The organism is Streptomyces sp. H39-C1 (assembly GCF_027158125.1).
Classification (GTDB): Bacteria; Actinomycetota; Actinomycetes; order Streptomycetales; family Streptomycetaceae; genus Actinacidiphila; species Actinacidiphila fildesensis.
In genome coordinates this window covers 44,110-60,747 of the sequence record NZ_JAPVLS010000037.1, presented here as the reverse complement: position 1 = coordinate 60,747, position 16,638 = coordinate 44,110, and the positions used below count along the sequence as shown (strand labels likewise).

The 16,638-nt window shown below is 71.5% G+C and carries 18 protein-coding genes and 1 pseudogene; 8 read left to right on the top strand and 11 right to left on the bottom strand.

Annotation, left to right across the window (positions count from 1 at the left end):
* Positions 1–273 (top strand): annotated as a pseudogene (locus O3W51_RS24090) (hypothetical protein); the annotation flags it as partial.
* 87 nt (positions 274–360) lie between these two features.
* Entirely contained in the window at positions 361–810 is a 450-nt protein-coding gene (locus O3W51_RS24085; RefSeq protein ID WP_138354478.1) for a VOC family protein, read from the top strand.
* Positions 811–855: 45 nt separating this feature from the next.
* Here the strand turns inward: O3W51_RS24085 and O3W51_RS24080 are convergent, their stop codons facing one another.
* The 5 genes from O3W51_RS24080 to O3W51_RS24060 all read right to left on the bottom strand — a co-directional run bounded on the left by O3W51_RS24080 (position 856) and on the right by O3W51_RS24060 (position 4,944).
* On the bottom strand, positions 856–1,095 hold the full coding sequence (locus O3W51_RS24080) for an ATP-binding protein (protein WP_381587235.1): 240 nt from the start codon (positions 1,093–1,095) through the stop codon (positions 856–858).
* 291 nt (positions 1,096–1,386) lie between these two features.
* Positions 1,387–2,598, bottom strand: coding sequence for an ABC transporter permease (locus O3W51_RS24075; RefSeq protein ID WP_138354480.1), 1,212 nt, complete (start codon positions 2,596–2,598; stop codon positions 1,387–1,389).
* Positions 2,595–3,287 carry an ABC transporter ATP-binding protein gene (locus O3W51_RS24070; protein ID WP_232485792.1) on the bottom strand — a complete coding sequence of 231 codons (693 nt, stop codon included), beginning with the start codon at positions 3,285–3,287 and terminating at the stop codon, positions 2,595–2,597. Before O3W51_RS24070 ends, O3W51_RS24075 begins: the two co-directional genes overlap by 4 nt.
* Positions 3,287–4,441, bottom strand: coding sequence for an efflux RND transporter periplasmic adaptor subunit (locus O3W51_RS24065; RefSeq protein WP_269287325.1), 1,155 nt, complete (start codon positions 4,439–4,441; stop codon positions 3,287–3,289). The genes O3W51_RS24070 and O3W51_RS24065 overlap by 1 nt, the downstream gene beginning before the upstream one ends.
* Positions 4,345–4,944 (bottom strand): peptidoglycan DD-metalloendopeptidase family protein, encoded by a 600-nt coding sequence (locus tag O3W51_RS24060; protein WP_138354482.1) that lies wholly within the window; start codon positions 4,942–4,944, stop codon positions 4,345–4,347. Before O3W51_RS24060 ends, O3W51_RS24065 begins: the two co-directional genes overlap by 97 nt.
* 299 nt (positions 4,945–5,243) lie before the next feature.
* Here O3W51_RS24060 and O3W51_RS24055 point away from each other — a divergent pair, with 299 nt between their 5' ends.
* From O3W51_RS24055 to O3W51_RS24045, 3 genes are all read left to right on the top strand, one after another.
* Entirely contained in the window at positions 5,244–5,393 is a 150-nt protein-coding gene (locus O3W51_RS24055; protein ID WP_187144751.1) for a hypothetical protein, read from the top strand.
* Between the two features lie 36 nt (positions 5,394–5,429).
* Positions 5,430–5,885, top strand: coding sequence for a hypothetical protein (locus O3W51_RS24050; protein ID WP_198358559.1), 456 nt, complete (start codon positions 5,430–5,432; stop codon positions 5,883–5,885).
* Positions 5,886–5,977: 92 nt separating this feature from the next.
* Positions 5,978–6,493 (top strand): hypothetical protein, encoded by a 516-nt coding sequence (locus O3W51_RS24045; RefSeq protein ID WP_138354484.1) that lies wholly within the window; start codon positions 5,978–5,980, stop codon positions 6,491–6,493.
* 54 nt (positions 6,494–6,547) lie between these two features.
* On the opposite strand, the gene O3W51_RS24040 is transcribed toward O3W51_RS24045, so the two are convergent.
* From O3W51_RS24040 to O3W51_RS24025, 4 genes are all read right to left on the bottom strand, one after another.
* Positions 6,548–6,844: a DUF3303 family protein gene (locus tag O3W51_RS24040; RefSeq protein ID WP_187144750.1), complete on the bottom strand. Its 297-nt coding sequence runs from the start codon at positions 6,842–6,844 to the stop codon at positions 6,548–6,550.
* A 168-nt stretch (positions 6,845–7,012) separates the two neighbouring features.
* On the bottom strand, positions 7,013–7,459 hold the full coding sequence (locus O3W51_RS24035; protein ID WP_138354485.1) for an ATP-binding protein: 447 nt from the start codon (positions 7,457–7,459) through the stop codon (positions 7,013–7,015).
* A gap of 116 nt (positions 7,460–7,575) precedes the next feature.
* Positions 7,576–8,337: a L,D-transpeptidase family protein gene (locus tag O3W51_RS24030; protein WP_138354486.1), complete on the bottom strand. Its 762-nt coding sequence runs from the start codon at positions 8,335–8,337 to the stop codon at positions 7,576–7,578.
* A 102-nt stretch (positions 8,338–8,439) separates the two neighbouring features.
* Positions 8,440–9,318, bottom strand: a complete 879-nt coding sequence (locus O3W51_RS24025; protein WP_138354487.1) for an RNA polymerase sigma factor SigF — start codon at positions 9,316–9,318, stop codon at positions 8,440–8,442.
* A gap of 171 nt (positions 9,319–9,489) precedes the next feature.
* Here O3W51_RS24025 and O3W51_RS24020 point away from each other — a divergent pair, with 171 nt between their 5' ends.
* The 3 genes from O3W51_RS24020 (at position 9,490) to O3W51_RS24010 (ending at position 13,487) form a co-directional block, all read left to right on the top strand.
* Complete coding sequence (locus tag O3W51_RS24020; protein WP_138354488.1) at positions 9,490–9,660, top strand: hydrophobic protein; 171 nt, start codon at positions 9,490–9,492, stop codon at positions 9,658–9,660.
* 208 nt (positions 9,661–9,868) lie between these two features.
* The gene (locus O3W51_RS24015; RefSeq protein WP_269287322.1) at positions 9,869–11,902 is read left to right on the top strand and encodes a hypothetical protein; all 2,034 of its coding nucleotides are present in this window, start codon (positions 9,869–9,871) and stop codon (positions 11,900–11,902) included.
* Positions 11,903–11,951: 49 nt separating this feature from the next.
* Positions 11,952–13,487 (top strand): ABC transporter substrate-binding protein, encoded by a 1,536-nt coding sequence (locus tag O3W51_RS24010; RefSeq protein ID WP_138354490.1) that lies wholly within the window; start codon positions 11,952–11,954, stop codon positions 13,485–13,487.
* Between the two features lie 54 nt (positions 13,488–13,541).
* On the opposite strand, the gene O3W51_RS24005 is transcribed toward O3W51_RS24010, so the two are convergent.
* Together O3W51_RS24005 and O3W51_RS24000 are read right to left on the bottom strand one after the other, a co-directional pair.
* A complete protein-coding gene (locus tag O3W51_RS24005; RefSeq protein WP_269287321.1) occupies positions 13,542–15,374 on the bottom strand; it encodes an alpha-L-fucosidase in 1,833 nt (610 codons plus the stop codon).
* Between the two features lie 206 nt (positions 15,375–15,580).
* Positions 15,581–16,537, bottom strand: a complete 957-nt coding sequence (locus O3W51_RS24000; protein ID WP_138354492.1) for a LysR family transcriptional regulator — start codon at positions 16,535–16,537, stop codon at positions 15,581–15,583.
* Positions 16,538–16,638: the final 101 nt, after the last annotated feature.

Here is a 16,638-nt window from a genome sequence, read left to right as displayed (position 1 = left end):
GCAGGGCGGCGCTTTCTCGCCGGTCCCGGATCGCTGTCGTCCGACGCCCACCGCCTGCGCCGGTCCGCCCTCCCCACCGCCGCCGACCTCTTGGCCGCACTGCAACAGGCCGCCACCGAACGCGCCCGCGACCCCTTCGGCCGTCTGCTCCCGGCCGACACGACCCACTTCGCCCGTGCCTGGCTGGGCGCCGCGCTGTACGCAGAAGTGGCGGAGAACTCGCTCTGTGCCGCGGCCTGGCAGTCTCCCGATGCCGCAGCCGGGACAGGGTGAGCCCGTCGGCCGGTCACCGCATCCCATAACTGGTTACATCGAAGCGGGACCGGACATGTCCTGGTCCGCCCACTCAAGGAGGAACGTATGGCCTTGCACTGGAAACTCGTCATCGACTGCGCCGACCCCCACCGGCTCGCCGGTTTCTGGGCACAGGCACTGGGCTACGAGGTCGAGGACCACACCGCGCTCATCGAGCGGCTGCTGGGCGTCGGCGCGATCGCCGAGGCCGATCTGATCGATACCGAAGGGCGCCGGGGCTGGTCGACGCTGGCGGCCGTGCGCCACCCGGAGGACCCGTTCGATGCCGCCACCGGCATGGGCCTGGACCGGCGGGTGCTCTTCCAGGGCGTCCCGGAGCCCAAACAGGGCAAGAACCGGCTGCACATCGACCTGCACGTCGGTGCGGAGGCCCGCGAGGCGGAGGTCAAGCGGCTGGAAGCGCTCGGCGCCACCGTACTGAACGTCGTGTCCGAGCCGGGGGGCAGCCACGTCACCATGGCCGACCCGGAGGGCAACGAGTTCGACGTCCAGTAGCCGGAAGCCGGCCGCCGCGGGCCGGCCGTCGTACGGGTGCGGCCCTCACAGCTCCGCGGCAGAGGGCAGCAGCACCCGGAAGACGGCTCCCTCGCCGGGGGAGGTCACCAGTTCCACCTCGCCGTGATGGGCCGACACCAGCGCGGAGGCGATCGCGAGGCCCAGCCCGGCGCCGCCGCCTTCCTGGCGGCTGCGGGAGGCGTCCACCCGGTAGAAGCGCTCGAAGACCCGGGCCGCCTGCTCGGGCGTCAGCCCGGGCCCCGAGCCGGGCCGCCGGCCGGCCACCGGAGCTCTCGAGGATCTCCGCCCGGCCCGCCTCCGCGAAACCGTAGGGCTCCGCTGCCGAGGTGCCGGGGACCACCGGCAGACGGGTGGTGCCGTCCGGGTCGCTGAAGCCGGGGTCGTACTCGGTGTAGGTGTCGGACGGCGCCGGATCCTGGGCGTCGGCCTTCACGAGATCGGTGCGGCGTCGGGCCATGTCCGCTTCTCCTGTCCGTGCTGTCGAGGGGGAATGATCGAGGCGGGGTGGGCGAGCGGGGGAGTGATCGTCGCCGGGAAGGCGTCGCACCCGCCGTCTCACTCGTGCCGCAGGGCCTCGATGGGCCGCAGGCTCGCGGCGCGGTTGGCCGGGTAGCTGCCGAAGAACAGCCCGATCGCCACGGCGATGGCGAACGCGCCGACGACCGACTCCGGGATGACCACCGGTTTGATGCCGACGATCGTGAAGTGGGAGCCGATGAGCCCCACCGCCACCCCGAGCCCGCCGCCGACCAGCGACAGCAGTGTCGACTCGGCCAGGAACTGCCCCAGGATGACGCCCCGCGGGGCGCCGATCGCCTTGCGGATCCCGATCTCCCGGGTCCGCTCGGTCACCGTCACCAGCATGATGTTGGTGATGCCGATCCCGCCGACCAGCAGCGAGATCGCGGCCACCGCACCCAGCAGCACCGTGAAGGTCTTGTTGGTCGACGCCTGGGTGGTCAGCAGCGACTCCTGGCTGCTCACCCGGAAGTCGAGCGCCGACGGGTCCTTGAGGCCGTGCTGCCCCATCAGTACGGCGGTGATCTCGTTCTGCGCCGGGGTCGTGGCGTCGGCCGACTTCGCCTCGACCAGGATCTGGTTCAGCGAGCCGAAGCCGGTGAACGCGTTCTGCACGGTCGTCAGGGGGGCGATCACGACGTCGTCCGGGTCCTGGAATCCGGTGCCGCCCTTGGCCGCCAGCTCCCCGACCACGGTGAACGGTGTGCCGCCGAGCACCACCGACCTGCCGATCGGGCTGGCGGTCCCGAACAGGTCGGTCGCCGTGGTGGCACCGATCACCGCCACCTTGCGGGAGTTGAGCACATCGTCGGCGCTGAAGTAGTCGCCCTTGACGACCTTGCTGTTCGAGGCTTCGAAGTACGCCGGGTAGGTGCCCACGACCTGGCCGACCGTGTGCGAGGTGCCCTGGTACAGCGCCGTCTGGGAGGTGGTGACCTCCGGCGCGACGGCCTGGATGCTGGGTGCCTGGGCGGGGTCGGCGAGTGCCTTGGCGTCGGCGACCGTCAGCGGTTTCACGGTCGACGAGGAGCGCCCGCCGCCGAATCCGGCGCCCGACGAGATGGTCAGGGAGTTGGTGCCCAGCTTCTCGATGGAGTCCTTCACCGCCTGCGAGGAGCCGTTGCCCACCGCGAGCAGCAGGATGACCGCGGCCACCCCGATCAGCACCCCGAGCATGGTCAGCGCGGACCGCACCTTGTTCGCTGCGAGTCCGCCGAAGGCGAAGCGCAGCGTCTCGAACGGGTTCACCGGCTGCCTCCGCCGGTCAGCGCCCGCGAGGAAGACGAGGAGTTCGGTGCGTGCGGTGCGTGCGGGGCGGCGGCCGCGAAGGCGGCGGGATCCCGCAGCGCGGGCGGCGGACCGTCCGCCGGCGCCTGCCGTACGTCCTCCACGACCTGGCCGTCGACCAGCCGCAGCACCCGCTTGGCGTGCCGGGCGACCTCGTCCTCGTGAGTGATCAGCACGACGGTGCGCCCCGAGGCGTTGAGCCGGTCGACGATGGCGAGCACCTCCTCGGTGCTGTGGCTGTCCAGGTTTCCGGTGGGCTCGTCCGCCAGCAGCATCGCCGGCGCCGTGACCAGCGCCCGCGCCACCGCCACCCGCTGCTGCTGCCCGCCGGACAGCTCATTGGGGCGGTGGTCCATCCGGTCGGCGAGACCCACCAGCTCCAGGGCCGCCACCGCGCGGCGGCGCCGCTCGGCCGTCTTCACCCCGGCGTACGCCAACGGCAGTTCCACCTGCGCGAGCGCGGACGTACGCGGCACCAGGTTGAAGGACTGGAAGACGAACCCGATCTTGCGGTTGCGGACCAGCGAGAGCTGGTGCTCGTCCAGGCCGCCCACGTCGATCCCGTCCAGCAGGTACCGGCCGGAGGTGGGCACGTCCAGACAGCCGAGGATGTTCATCAGCGTCGACTTGCCCGACCCCGAACTGCCCATCACGGCCACCATGTCGCCCTGTCGCCCTGTCGCACGACGAGGTCGACGCCGGGCGCCGTGCCGCTGTCCGGGTCCGGCGGGCCGCCGAGCGCGCGCACGACCGCGTCGCCGTGCCCGTACGTCTTGAGCAGCGACCGCACCTCGATCACCGGCGCGGGCCCCCAGGGGCCGTCCGCACGTGGGTCGGGCCCGCCCGCCGCCGCCTCGCGGCGGCGCAGCCGGAGCCCCAGAGCCGGGGTCATCCGCGGCCACCCCCCGCCGCCGGTGCGGAACCCGCCGCCACCGGTACCGCCGCCACCGGTACCGCCACCGCCGGTGGCGCCGCCGGTGCGGGTCCGCCCGGCACCGCCGAGACCGCCGGGGAACGCGCCGCTCGGGAAACCGCTGGTCCCCGACGAGGAGACGGTGGTGATCTGGACCTGCTCGCCCTCGGTGAGGCCGGAGGCGATCTGGTCCTCGGTGTCGCCCTCCACACCGACCGTCACGCTCGTCCGCTGGGTGCTGCCGTCAGGCCTGACCACCGTCACTGTGCGGTTCGCGCCGGTGCCGGACACCGCCGCCGTCGGCACGTACAGCGCCCCGGAGGCCTCGCTCGTCACGACCTGGATGTTGGCGCTGAGCCCGGTGCGCAGGCCCTCGGTCGGGCTGGTGATGGAGAGGGTCGCCGCGTACTGCACGGCGCTTCCCGAACCGCTGCCGCCGCTCGAGCCTGACCCGCTGCTCACGGGCAGCGAACTGACCGAGAGCACCTTGGCGTTGAGCACCGTGCCCGACTCGGCGTTGAGGGTGACCGTGGCCGTCTGGCCGGGCTTCAGCTTGAGGGTGTCGGACTCCGAGAAGTTGGCCGTCACCTGCATACCGGTCGGATTGGTGATCACGACGAAGCCGGTGGGCGTGGTCGACGAACCGGTGGCGCTGCTGCTCCCCGACCCGGATCCCGACCCGGAGCCCGAGCCGGAACTGCCGGACGGGCCGCCCGCCGTGGAGTTGCCCGTGCCGGACACCGACTGTCCGGTCTTGCCGGACACCGAGGCCACGGTGCCGTCGACCGGGGACCTCAGCACCGTTCCGTCGACCGCGCGCTGCGCCGCGTCCACGGTGTTCTGCGCCTGGGTGAGCTGGGCCTGGGCCTGGGCGAGCTGGGCCGGATCCACGGTGGGCGTCGGGGTGGGGGCCGGTGTCGGGTCGCGTTGCCCTGGGAGCGGCCCGAGCCGCCGGAGGACCCGCTGGGCGACCCACCGCCGGAACCCGTCGTGGTGGAACTCGGCTGGCCCTCCTCCACCTTGGTGAGGTCGGCCCGCGCCGCGATCAGCGACGCCTGGTCCTGGGCGAGTGCCTCTTCGGCCGCTGTCGCGTCCACCTTGGCTAGCACCTTGCCCTTGGGTATCTTGTCGCCGGGTTTGACGTCGACCTCGGTGAGCTGGCCGCCGGTGGTGAAGTTCACCCCGGCGTCGCTGGGCGAGGTGAGCGACCCGGAACCGGAGACCGTCGCCAGCACCGTGCCCTTGGCGACCGTCACCGTCCGCGTGCCGGCCCGTGCGGGGGTGTCGCTGCCGCTGTTCACCGTCGCGTAGGCGCCACCGGCACCCGCGAGGACCACAACGCCGAGCGCCGAGTTGATCAGGACGGCCCTGCGCCGTCGTGGGAGCACCTTCATGGCGGCACATCCTGGCCGTCCGCACCTTTGAATTCCTGGGAGAAGTCTGGGAGTTCCCTGGGAGCCCGAACGACCGCATACCGCGCGATAGGGACGATAGCCCACCGAACGGACCGCGATCCGCGCTTCCCCGGCCCCGCAGCGACGCCGACTGCCAGGGAACTCACAGCCAGTCCCCTGGCAGCCCCCACCTGCGTGCGGTTCAGTCATGGGCCGCCGGCACCGCGGGTCCCCGGCCCGCGCCCGACCTGACGTCGCAGACCACCGACCCCGTCCAACGCTCCGAGGAGACAACGGCCATGACCTGGACCACCGACGGGCCGTCCACCGCCCGGCCGTCCACCGCGCGACCGGCCCTCCGGGCCGCCGCGGCGGCCGCCGTTCTCGCCTCCGGCGTCCTGCTGCTCGCCGCCTGCTCCTCCTCGGCCGCTTCGAGCGCCGCGGCCTAGCCGTCCGCCTCCGGGTCGGCGTCCGGGGCGGCCCGGATGGACGCCTACCGCCAGTGCCTCGCGCAGCACGGCGTCACCCTGCCGACGCGGCCGAGCGGCAGCGCGCGGCCGGGAGGCGGCAAGGGCACGCCGGGAGCCGGCGGGGGCAGCCGCCGGCCCGGTGGCGGTTTCGGCGGCTTCGGGGGTGGCGGCGCTTCCGCCGATCCGGCCCGGCAGCAGGCGATGCAGGCCTGCGCGTCCCTGCGACCGAAGACCGGCGGTCAGGGCGGGAACCGGGGCGGTTTCGGCGGCGACAGCACCGCGATGAAGGCCTTCACCAGCTGTCTGAAGGACCACGGCGTCGTGCTGCCCTCCGCGTCCCCGGGCAGCGGCGGCCCGCGCGGCTTCAACACCTCGGACCCCAAGACGGCCCAGGCCTACCAGACCTGCCGGGTCCTGCTCCCGCAGCGCCCCTCCGGTGCTCCCACCGGAAGCGCCGGCCCCTCCGCCTGACGCCGGGTACGAGGCGCCCGTCCCCCGCGCGGGGGACGGGGTCCGTTCCCGGGCATGATCCGGTGCGGCGGCCGTCGGGACAGCCTGGTCACATGGTCACTCACGAGATTCCCGCAGCCGTCCGCCGCAGCCCGCTTCCCGCCCGATGGGTGGTCGTCGCCGCGCAGGTCGCGGCGCTCACCGCCGTCCCGTCCGGGATATGGCGGATCACGATGGGGTTCGGCATCCCGGTGGGCTTCGACACCACCGGCCTGGGAGCCCCCGGCTGGTTCAGCGTCGTGTGCGTCGTGATGGGCCTGGGCATCGAAGGACTGACGATGCTCACCCTGGGACTGGTCAGGCCCTGGGGCGAGACGGTTCCGCGCTGGATCCCGGTCGTCGGAGGCCGGCGGGTCCCGCCGCTCGCGGCGGTGATCCCGGCCGCGCTCGGCTCGATCGCCCTGATGCTGCTGTTGATCCCCAACGCGAAGGGCTTCGGAGGCGCGGAGCGAGCGCCGACGGGACTCGCCCTCGTGGTGATGGACGCCTGCTACGCGCCCCTGCTGCTGTGGGGTCCGCTGCTCGGCGTGGTCACGCTCTCCTACTACCGGCGCCGCCGCGGGCAGTAGGCGCGAGCATCGCCCCCGAGCCGCCCGGACCGGTCCGGGCGGCCGCCCGGGTGCTCAGCCCTTCCGTACCGCGGCAAGCCCCTTCTGCAGGTCCTCGCTGTTCATCACCGGCTGGATCTCGATCCTCGCGCCGAGTTCCTCGAAGAGCGGTTCCGCGATGGAGGGCAGCAGCGAACTGTCCGTCATGTCGAAGACGAAGGTGCACGACCGGTCGCCCTCGCTGGGGCCGAAATAGGCCGCCTCGGGCTTGAGGAGTTCCGACAGCTGCTCCATGACCTGTCCCAGCCTGCCGCTCTTGAACGCCGCGTTCCCGGCCTGGGTGTCCAGATGCGCCCTCAGCATGACCCTCATAGGACTCGCTCCTTCCGTCCACCACGCCCGGCGCGGTCACGCCCGCGCTCACGGAGACCTGGTGACGTCGAGCTCAGCCTCTCCTCGGGTGATCGGGGCGGCAACATCTCATCGCCCGTCCGTGCCGACCCGGAAGGCCCGGCGGTGCCAGGGCGAGGGGACGCAGGCCTACGTGAGGTCGAACCGGGCGCTGACGCGCTTGCCCACCGGTACGAGTTCCATCGTCAGACCGTCGCAGAGCCGCAGCACGATCTCCATGCCGTGCCCGCCGATCCGCAGCGGATCGGGGGCGAAGACCCGCGGCAGGGTGCTGCCGCTGTCCCACACGGTGACGTGGACGGACTCGGCGTCGCCGGCCAGCTCCACCAGGTAGGGGCCGCCGGAATGCCGCTCCGCGTTGGTGGCCAGCTCGCTGACCACCAGCAGGATGTCCTGCATCTGTTCCGCGCCGACCGGGGCGTACCACTCGGCGGCGAGCTGGTGCAGGAAGTCGGCCGTCAGCCGGCGGGCGGCGCCGATGCTGCCGACCGAGCCGTCGTAGTGCGCGGCCCGGTGGTGGGTGGCGGCCTGCACCGGCGGCGGCATGGCCGGCGTACGCCGTTTGATCCCGATCATGTCGCTCCTGCCGCCGTGATGGCCCGCGGGCCCGAACACTGAGGCCTCTCCTACCCTGGGGACACCGACCTATACCTGCCAGTAGCAAACCGCCGGTCGGCAGAGCAGGCCGCCGGTCACCCGATCGCGATCACCGGGTGCTGCGCCGGGTCGGCCCAGCGCAGCACATTGGTGAGGACGCTCTGCGGAATCGCGACACAGCCCGCGGTGGGCCCGGCCTTCGGACCGAGCGCGTGCAGGAAGATCCCGGCGCCGCGGCCCGGAACCGCGGGGTTGGTGTTGAAGTTGATCACCAGCGCATTCCGGTACTGCACGGGGTAGTTGACGAGGTGCTCGCTGCCGTGGTCGCCGGCCTCCGTCAGCGGGAAGCCGCCCTGCGCGGCCTGGCGCATCCGGTTGTAGTAGCGGGAGTCCGGGTCCTCCACCCACCAGTCCGCCGCGGTGACCCGGTGGTACGGCATCCGGGTGCCGGGGTTGGCGTCGACGCCGAAGCCCTGGGTGAGGGTGTAGGTGCCGGTGGGTGTCGTGTACGTACCCTGCTTGCGCGTGGCGCCGTCGGTGATGCCGTGCGAGCCGACCCGCGCCGCGGTGGTCACGTACTTCTTGATCCAGATGGCGCCGGTCTGCTGCCAGGCGATGACGGTCGCGTACGAACCGTGGGCCTGCACGCTGATCACCTGGTGGGCGGAACCGACCGTCACCGGCACCGGGAAGCGGGGCGGGGGAGTGGCCGCACCGTGGGCCGGTACCGACCCGAGCAGGGTGCCGGTGACGGCCCATACGGTGATCGCGGCCACCGCGGCGGCCCGCCGCGAGCGGGACCTGAGCGATATGACGCGTCGTCCGACAGCGGTCCCGCCGAGGTGTGTGAGTCCCATCGGATCACTCTAGAGCGACATCGGGGCGCCGGCGTCACGAGTTCGGCCGGCCGGGTCGGCGACGGACGCGGCCCGGAAGGACATGTTCCGGCGGCACCCGGCTCAGCAGGTGCCGGCGAGCATGCCCTCGCGCAGCCTGGCCAGCACCGAGCTGAGCAGCCGGGAGACGTGCATCTGCGAGACACCGAGCTCCGCGCCGATCTGGGCCTGCGTCAACTCGTCGCCGAAGCGCATCTGCAGGATGCGGCGGTCGCGCTCGTTGAGCTGCGCCACCAGCGGCTTGAGCGTCTGCAGGTTCTCGACGCCCGCCATGGCGGGGTCGAGATCGCCGATCAGGTCGGCGAGGCCGCCGCCCCGCTCATCGTCCTCGGAGGCGGGCATGTCCAGCGATCCGGCGGTGTAGCCGTTGCTGGCCATCAGGCCGTCGACGACCTCGTCGGTCGTCAGGTCCAGATGGGCGGCCAGCTCGGCGGTGGTGGGGGAGCGGTCCAGCCCGGCGGACAGCTCGTCGATGGCCTTCGCCAGCGACAGCCGCAGTTCCTGCAGCCGGCGCGGAACGTGCACGGCCCAACTGGTGTCGCGGAAGAACCGCTTGATCTCACCGATGATGTACGGCACCGCGAAGGTGGGGAACTCCACCTCGCGTGACAGGTCGAAGCGGTCGATGGCCTTGATCAGCCCGATGGTCCCGACCTGGACGATGTCCTCGAAGGGCTCGGACCGGTTGCGGAAGCGCCGGGCGGCGAACTTCACCAGGGCCATGTTCAGCTCGATCAGGGTGTTCCGCGCGTACTGGTACTCGTGTGTGCCCTCTTCGAGCACCTGCAGCTGATCGAAGAAGATCTTCGAGAGCGCCCGTGCGTCGGTCGGGGCGACCTTGCCGGCGTCCTCCACCCAGGGCAGCTCCGGCACCGTTTCCGGCGCCGTACCCGGCGCGACGGCGGTGCGCGATATGCCTTGTGCCCTGGCTGCTGCGCCCATGAGGTCGTATCTCCCTGTGATTCGCGTTCGCCGGTCCCGACGACACTCCGTCTGCCCGGGATCCCGCATCCCATGCCTGCCAAGGGCCCACGGCTTCTCCGAGAGGGGTCGGAAATCCGGAAGCATGAGCGGTTCACCTGGGGGCATGCGCTGGTCAGGAGGTTGATAACCATGGGTCCACTGCTTCTGGTCCTACTGCTCGCGCTGATTCTTTTCGGCGCCGGATTCGCCCTGAAGATCCTCTGGTGGGTCGCGGTGATCGTCCTGGTGGTCTGGCTGCTCGGCTTCGTGATGCGCGGTACCGGGGCATCCGGCAGCCGTGGCCGCTGGTACCGCTGGTAGCCGTGACGCACGAGGTGGCCAACGAGTACCCGCACAGGTAGACGTACGGCAGGGGGCCCGGCAGTGACGACTGCCGGGCCCCCTGCCGTACTCGCCGTGCCCGGATGGACACTGGGTGTGTCCGGGAACGGTCAAAGCCCATGCCCCGCAAGGCTCTTCATGGCACGATGCTGTCTCCGCGATCACGCGCACCGCGAGGGGGACGGGCATGGTGCAGGCGCCGCCCCCTGGGCTGGGCGAGATCGACGCATTGGTGCATGAATGCTGGTCACGGCCGCCCCGGGCACAGGACCGCGCACTGCCGCTGATCGCCCTGCTGGGACGGCCCGGCAGTGGCAAGACGTTCGCGCTCGACCACTTCGAGGCGGTGACGCGCGGGGCCCCCGCCGCCCGGGTCGACTTCGCGGCGGCGGACGAACAGCGGCCGTACGAGGTGGCCGTGCATCTGGCGTTCCTGCTGGCGCGCAAGCACACCGGTATCAAGCCGCTGCGTTTCCCGCGGCTGCTGCTCGGGCTGCTCGCCGTGCAGCCCGAACTGTCGCTGACCGACCGGGAACAGGCCACCCGTGAACTGCGCAAGGCGTTACGCCAGGCCCGCAGCCGCGGCGCCGCGGTCGACGCCGGCGAGGGGATCAGCTCGATCGTCGACTCGCTCGGCCTGTCGCCGATCCCCGGCACCGACCTGATCATCGGTGTGCTGCTGCGCGGGTTCGAGTACATGCCGACCCGCACCTTCCTCAACCAGACGTACCACTGGTACGGCTCGCTCGGGCCGCCCACCGCGATGGACGAACTGGTCGAGCTGAACCTGCGCAGCCGCAGCACGGCGGAGGAACACCGGGAGGCGGTGGACCGGCGGCTGTGCGAGGCGTTCCTCGCCGATCTGCGCGCCGCGTACGGGCACGCGCGCCGGGACCACAACTGCCTGGTGTTGCTCGACAACATCGACCACAGCCACGGCACCCGCTTCCTGGACCTGCTGGTACGGCTGCGCGCCGAGCACGCGGTGTCGCAGCCGGGCAGGTACGACCCGCTGCTGATCGTGGCGACGAGTGCCACCACCCGCGCGGTGCCCGGCCCCGCCGACGGACGGCCCGGCGACCCGTACATCCAGGTCGCCGACCGCGCCTCGTACGCCGACTGGCGGCCGCGCACCGACGCCCCGCCCGCCGACTGGTGGTATCCGGTGCGACTGCGCGACCTGTACGAGGTCGAGGTGTCGCTCGAGGCGGGACGCCATCCCGTGCACGCCACCCGGCTGGCCCGTGCCACCCCGCTGGTGCACCGGCTCACCTACGGCCACCCCTGGAGCGTCCAGCAGGTGCACACCGCCATCGGCGGGCTGCTCGCGGCGGGCGTCTCCGACCGAGATCTGTACGGCCTGCTGGACACCCCGGTGCCCGGGGACGGCGGCGATCCGGTGCGCAGGCCGCCGCTCGGCGCCGTCGTCCGCGACTACCTGCTCGACGGGCTGACCACCGACCAGCGGGCCGCCGCCGTACCGGTCGCCGCCGCCAGGACCCCGGCGGCGGCCGTCAACTCCGGGCTGCTCAACGAGCTGTCCGAGCACGCCCGGGACACCGTGATGCTGGAACTGCGCAACCAGCTGTGGCTGTTCGCGCCCATCCCCGAGGACGCCAACACCCGCGGTGGACGCGGCCCGTCCGGCTATCTGGTGGCGCCCGGTGCCCCCGAGGAGCGCCCGGTCCTGCACCCGTGGCTGCGACTGCTGCTGCTGGAGGAACTCGCCGGGCGGCCGGCTCCGGTAGGCGGACCGGCCGCCTGGCAGCACGCGCACCAGGCGCTGTGTGCGTGGCACGAGCGGCTCAGCCGTCCGCTGGACGCCCTCTACCACCGGCTCGCACTCAACGAACTCGACACGGTGGTCATGCATTTCGCGCGTGGCTTCGGTGCCGCCGACGCGGTGCCCTGGCTGCGCGAGCTCTATCACGTCACCGCGGCGCCGATGCACCGCGCGCAGCTCACGGACGATCAGCCGTCGCACAACGCGGGCCAGCTGTCCCGTGAGCACGCGCCGGCCGCGTACGCCGATCCGGTCACCGGCCGTCCGCTGGCCGAGCTGGCGGCCGCGCTGTGGCTCGCGGGCGATCCCCGCAACCGGCTGCCACCGGGCCGCCCCGAACTCAACTACAAGATCAGCGCCATGTTCCGGCAGCTGGCGCTGGCGGCGGACGCCGACACCGACACGCTGTTGGACGAGGCCGCCCGGTTCACCGACTGAGGACCGAAGCCGGTCCGTCCGATCGATCCCTGCTGAGGAGGAGCGCGTGATGTCGACCCGGGGCCATTGGGTGACCGGCCGTCATCTGTGGATGCGGTGGCCGTGGAACGTGGTGCTGGCCGTGCTGGTGCTCGCACTCGTCGGTGGCACGCTCACCTGGACGCTGTGGCCGGAGGACACCTCGTGCGCCGACGGGGTCAGACACGTCGGGGCCGACCGCAGCTGCGTCGGGGTGACGGACGGCTCGTTCCACTTCTCCGACAACCTGGCGGCGGTCTCCGACCTGATCCACACGCAGAACGCCGCGGTCGACCAGGACAACCGTTCCTTCGTCAGCATCGTCTACCTCATGTCCCTGGTCCCCGGCCCCAAGGACACCAACACCCCGGACTCCGTACGGCACGAGATCCAGGGCGCGTACGCGGCCCTGTACGAGAAGAACAACACGCTCGGCGGAGGCGACGTCCCCCGTATCCGGCTGCTGCTGGCCAACTGCGGCAGTACCGACGAGCAGCGGGACGCCACGCTGGAGGAGATCCGCAGCCGGGTGGGCCCGCAGCACATCGTGGCCGTCGCGGGGCTCGGCACCAGCACGGACGCGACCGCGCGGATGATAGGGAAGGTGACGGGCAACACGGACTCCGGCGGGCTGCAGCTCGGCGCGGTCGGCTCCGTCCTCTCCGCCGACACGCTCGCCGGGATTCCGGGACTGGTGCGCGCCGCCCCGACCAACACCGACGAGGCGGCGGCCGCCGCCTCGTTCCTGAAGCAGCCGCCGTACTCCGCGCTGAAGGTGATGGTGATACAGGACGCCCGGCCGGACGACCAGTACAGCCGCACCCTCGGCAAGGCGTTCCTGGCGGCCTTCCCGGAGGAGCGGCTGGTCGGCCAGGTCGAGCAGTACGACTCCTCGCAGGAAGGTGTCGCCACCGCGTTCGCGACCCGGATGGCGAACCTGTGCGCGGTCAAGCCCGATGTCATCTACTTCGCCGGGCGCGGGGTGAACCTGCCGAGCTTCCTCGCGCCGCTCAAGAACCGGCCGTGCTCCGCCCGCAAGCTCATCGTGCTCTCCGGCGACGATGCCTCGCAGGCCGCCCAGGCCGCCGGTTTCGACGAGATCAAGGAAACCCTGCGCAGTGGCACCGTCCGGCTGCTGTACACCGGTCTCGCCCACCCCGAGGCCTGGGAGAGGCGCCCCGACGCGTACTCGGCCGCGGTGCGGGACGACGTCGCCGTTCTCGGCAAGCACGGCTACTACCATGCGACGTTCCCGCTGGAGGGGCTCGACGACGGCCAGGCGATGATGGGCTACGACGCGGTCAGTGCGGCGGTCAAGGGTGCCCGTACGGTGGGGCGCTCCCCGGGAGCCAATGGCCGGGTGACCGGCTCGCAGATGATCCAGATCTGGCAGTCGCTGCACGGGGTCGACGCGGTGATGGGGGCGAGCGGGTACATCTCCTTCGCCAACGACGGCTCTCCGACGGACAAGGCCGTACCCGTCATCGAGATCGGTGCCGACGGCAAGGTCCACACCCTCGCCGTCTCCTCGCGCACCGGTACCCCGTTCATTCCGCCGAAGGACTGAGCGGGACGGGTGCGGCGGCCACCGGTATGGTGCCCGCCGCACCCGGTCGTGCGGTCAGGACGGGTAGAGCTGACCTGCCGGCACGATGCGCTGTGCCTCGTCGGGCGCGTACCAGAGCAGCTTCATGGCCGCCTCGCCGGTGCGCTCGGTGAAGTCGATACGGATCGAGTGCTTCTTTCCGGCCTGCAGGGTCACGGTGCCGGTGTTGACGGCGGCATCGTGCGGTGTCGTGTTGCTGATGATCTGCTTGCCGTCGACCCAGACCTGCACCGTGTCGTCGGAGACGGTCAGGAAGGTGTACGTCTCGCTGTAGCGGGGCTGGACGGAGCCGGTCCACCGTGCCGCGAAGTTGTCGGTCGGGACGGCCGGGTCCGGTGAACCGAGGTAGCGCCAGGCGAAGTTGATCGTCCGGTCGGTCCGCGTCACCTTCGGCGCCCCGCTGAACGAGGTGTTGTCCCAGTACTGTGCGGTCAGCCCGGTGCCGGTACCGTTCGCCGGCTGCGGCGGGGCGTAGGTCAGCTCGATGACGGTGGCGGTCGCGTTGGCCGCCGCTCCCGACGGTGTGATGTCGTAGCCGTCACCCGCGGCCTTCACGGTGACCTGCTGGCTGCTGCCCAGCACCCGCGCCCCGGTGATGGTCAGCGGCGCGGTGGCCTTCAGATGCAGCGGCTTGCCGGCGCCCGGCCAGGTGTAGACCGACGCCTCCAGCTTGTTGCCCGGTGCCGAGGCCACGGCTCCCCAGGCGGGAGTGGCCACGTTCCTGGCCGCGCCCGCGCCGTACACCGCGGCGCCCTGCCCGTTGGCGGAGAGCCAGGAGCCCATCGAGCGCAGCCGGTCGACCGCGCCCGAGGGCACCGCGCCGGTCTTGTCCGGGCCGATGTTGAGGAGGTAGTTGCCGCCGCGCGAGGCGATGTCGACGACGTTACGGGTCAGTGTGGTCGCGGACTTCCAGTTGGTGTCGTAACCGGCGTACCCCCAGTGGTCATTGAGGGTCATGCAGGACTCCCAGAGCTGCCCGCCGACCGGGGCCGGGGGGATCTCCTGCTCCGGAGTGCCGTAGTCGCCGTCCACGACCCGGCGCTTGTCGACCCGGTTGTTGATCACCAGGTTGGGGTCCAGGCCGTGCAGATAGGTCTGCAGCGCCTCGCCGTCGGCGGTCGACCACGGGTTCGTCGGGTTGTCGGTCGCCCACTCGCCGTCGAACCACAGCACCGCCGGGTGGTAGTTGTCGACGAGCTCCTTGAGCTGGGCGTACATGTCCTTCTTGTACTGCGGGAAGTCGGCCGTGAAGTTCGGGTTGTGCCAGTCCCAGATCGAGTAGTACAGACCGAACTTGATGCCCTGGGAGTCGGCGGCGGCCTTCATCTCGGCCAGGATGTCGCGGCTCTTGCTGAACGACGAGTGGTCGCGCAGATTCCAGGTGTTGACCTTTGTCGGCCACATCGCGTAGCCCTCGTGGTGCTTGGCGGTCTGCACGATGTAGCGCTGGCCCGCGTCCTTGGCCAGTTTCACGATCGCGTTCGCGTCGAAGGACGCCGGGTTGAACTGTGCGGCGATGTCCTCGTACTGCGCCTTGGGTATGGCGCAGTCGCGCTCGATCCACTCGGCGTCCCGGCAGACCGAGCCGTCCGGGCGGGTGTACGTCCCCTGGAGCTGGGAGTAGGCGCCGTAGTGGATGAACATGCCGAAGTGGTCGTCGCGCCACCACTGGGTGCGGGCGCTGGTGAAGGGGTCGTCGTAGGCGTAGTTGGTGCCGGGGCCGGCGGTGGCCGGCGCGGCGGTGGGGGTCGCGGCGGCGGTGGCCGGGCCGCCGGTCAGGCCGATGGCTGTGACCAGGGCGACCACGAAGGCGAGTGCCAGGTGGAGGGTGCGTGCTGAGCGGCTCATGGGCATCTCCGTTGATGCGGGGACAGGGCTCATTCGCAGGACAGAACGATGGCAGGGCTATGACAGAACGCGAAGCTTTCATCCGATGTCTAGTGGTGGTTGACGACAACCGTCAAGAGAAGTTGCCGGATACACGCCGCTCCACGGCAATTCCCCACTGTTCGCCCGCACATGACGTGCGAAGTCATCCAATCTTTGCTGGGTGACTACCAGGTACGCCCCGCCCGCAGCAGCTGGTCGCGGACCAGCGCGACATGCGGGAGTTCGCCGGCCCCGGGGCGCTGGGCGAGGTAGGCGGTGTTGATGGGCGGGTCCTCGGGTTCGAGGAGTGCGACGAGGGCACCGGAGGCGAGTTCGGCGGCGCAGAGGTAGCGCGGCAGGACGGTGACACCGGCTCCCGCGACGACCGCGGCGAGAACGCCGCGAAGATCCGGGACGGTGATGGCGGCCTGGGCGGACAGCCGGGTGCCGAACACATGGCGCCAGTAGCGGCGGGCGATCGGCAGGTCCTCCGCGTAGGTGATCAGCGGAGCGGCGCGCAGCGCGGCCGGTCCCTCGGCCGCGACGGCGCCGGAGCCGATCCGCTCCGCCCAGGAGGGTGCCGCGACGAGGACGAACTCCTCGTCCATGAGCGGGACGGCGGTGACGCTGCGGCCGCGCGGCCGGACCGTCGAGATGACGAGGTCGTAGCGGCCGGCGCGGAGCCCTTCCAGCAGGTCGTCGGTGAGGCCGGTGGTGATCCGCAGCCGCACTCCCTCGCCGGTCAGCGGAGCCAGCGCCGGGAGCGCCCGGAGGCAGAGCAGCTCGGCGGGCCCGGCCAGATGCACCGGCTCTGCGGGTATCCGCCGGTCCGAGTGGTCCCGGCCGGTGATCCCCGCGAGGGCGTCCAGCGGTGCCGAGACATCCGCCGCCAGCTGGTCGGCGACCGCTGTGGACGCGACGCCGCGCGGCAGCCGGTCGAAGAGCTGGCGCCCCAGGCGCTCCTCCAGGGCCCGCACCTGGGCGGTCACCGTCGGCTGCGACAGGCCGAGCAGCCTCGCTCCCGCGGTGAAGGAGCCGGCACGGTGCACGGCCAGGAAGGTCCGCAGCAGGGTGAGGTCCAGGGGAGGGGGTACGGGCCCCGGTCCTGGTAGCTCCGATCCATCGGGATTCCTATGGCTCATGGTGGTGATTCTATTGGATTTCGATGGATCGGCGGCCTACGTTCGAGATCGACAGCGATCTGACACTCCACGTACGGAATGTCGGACCGTCGCCCCCACCG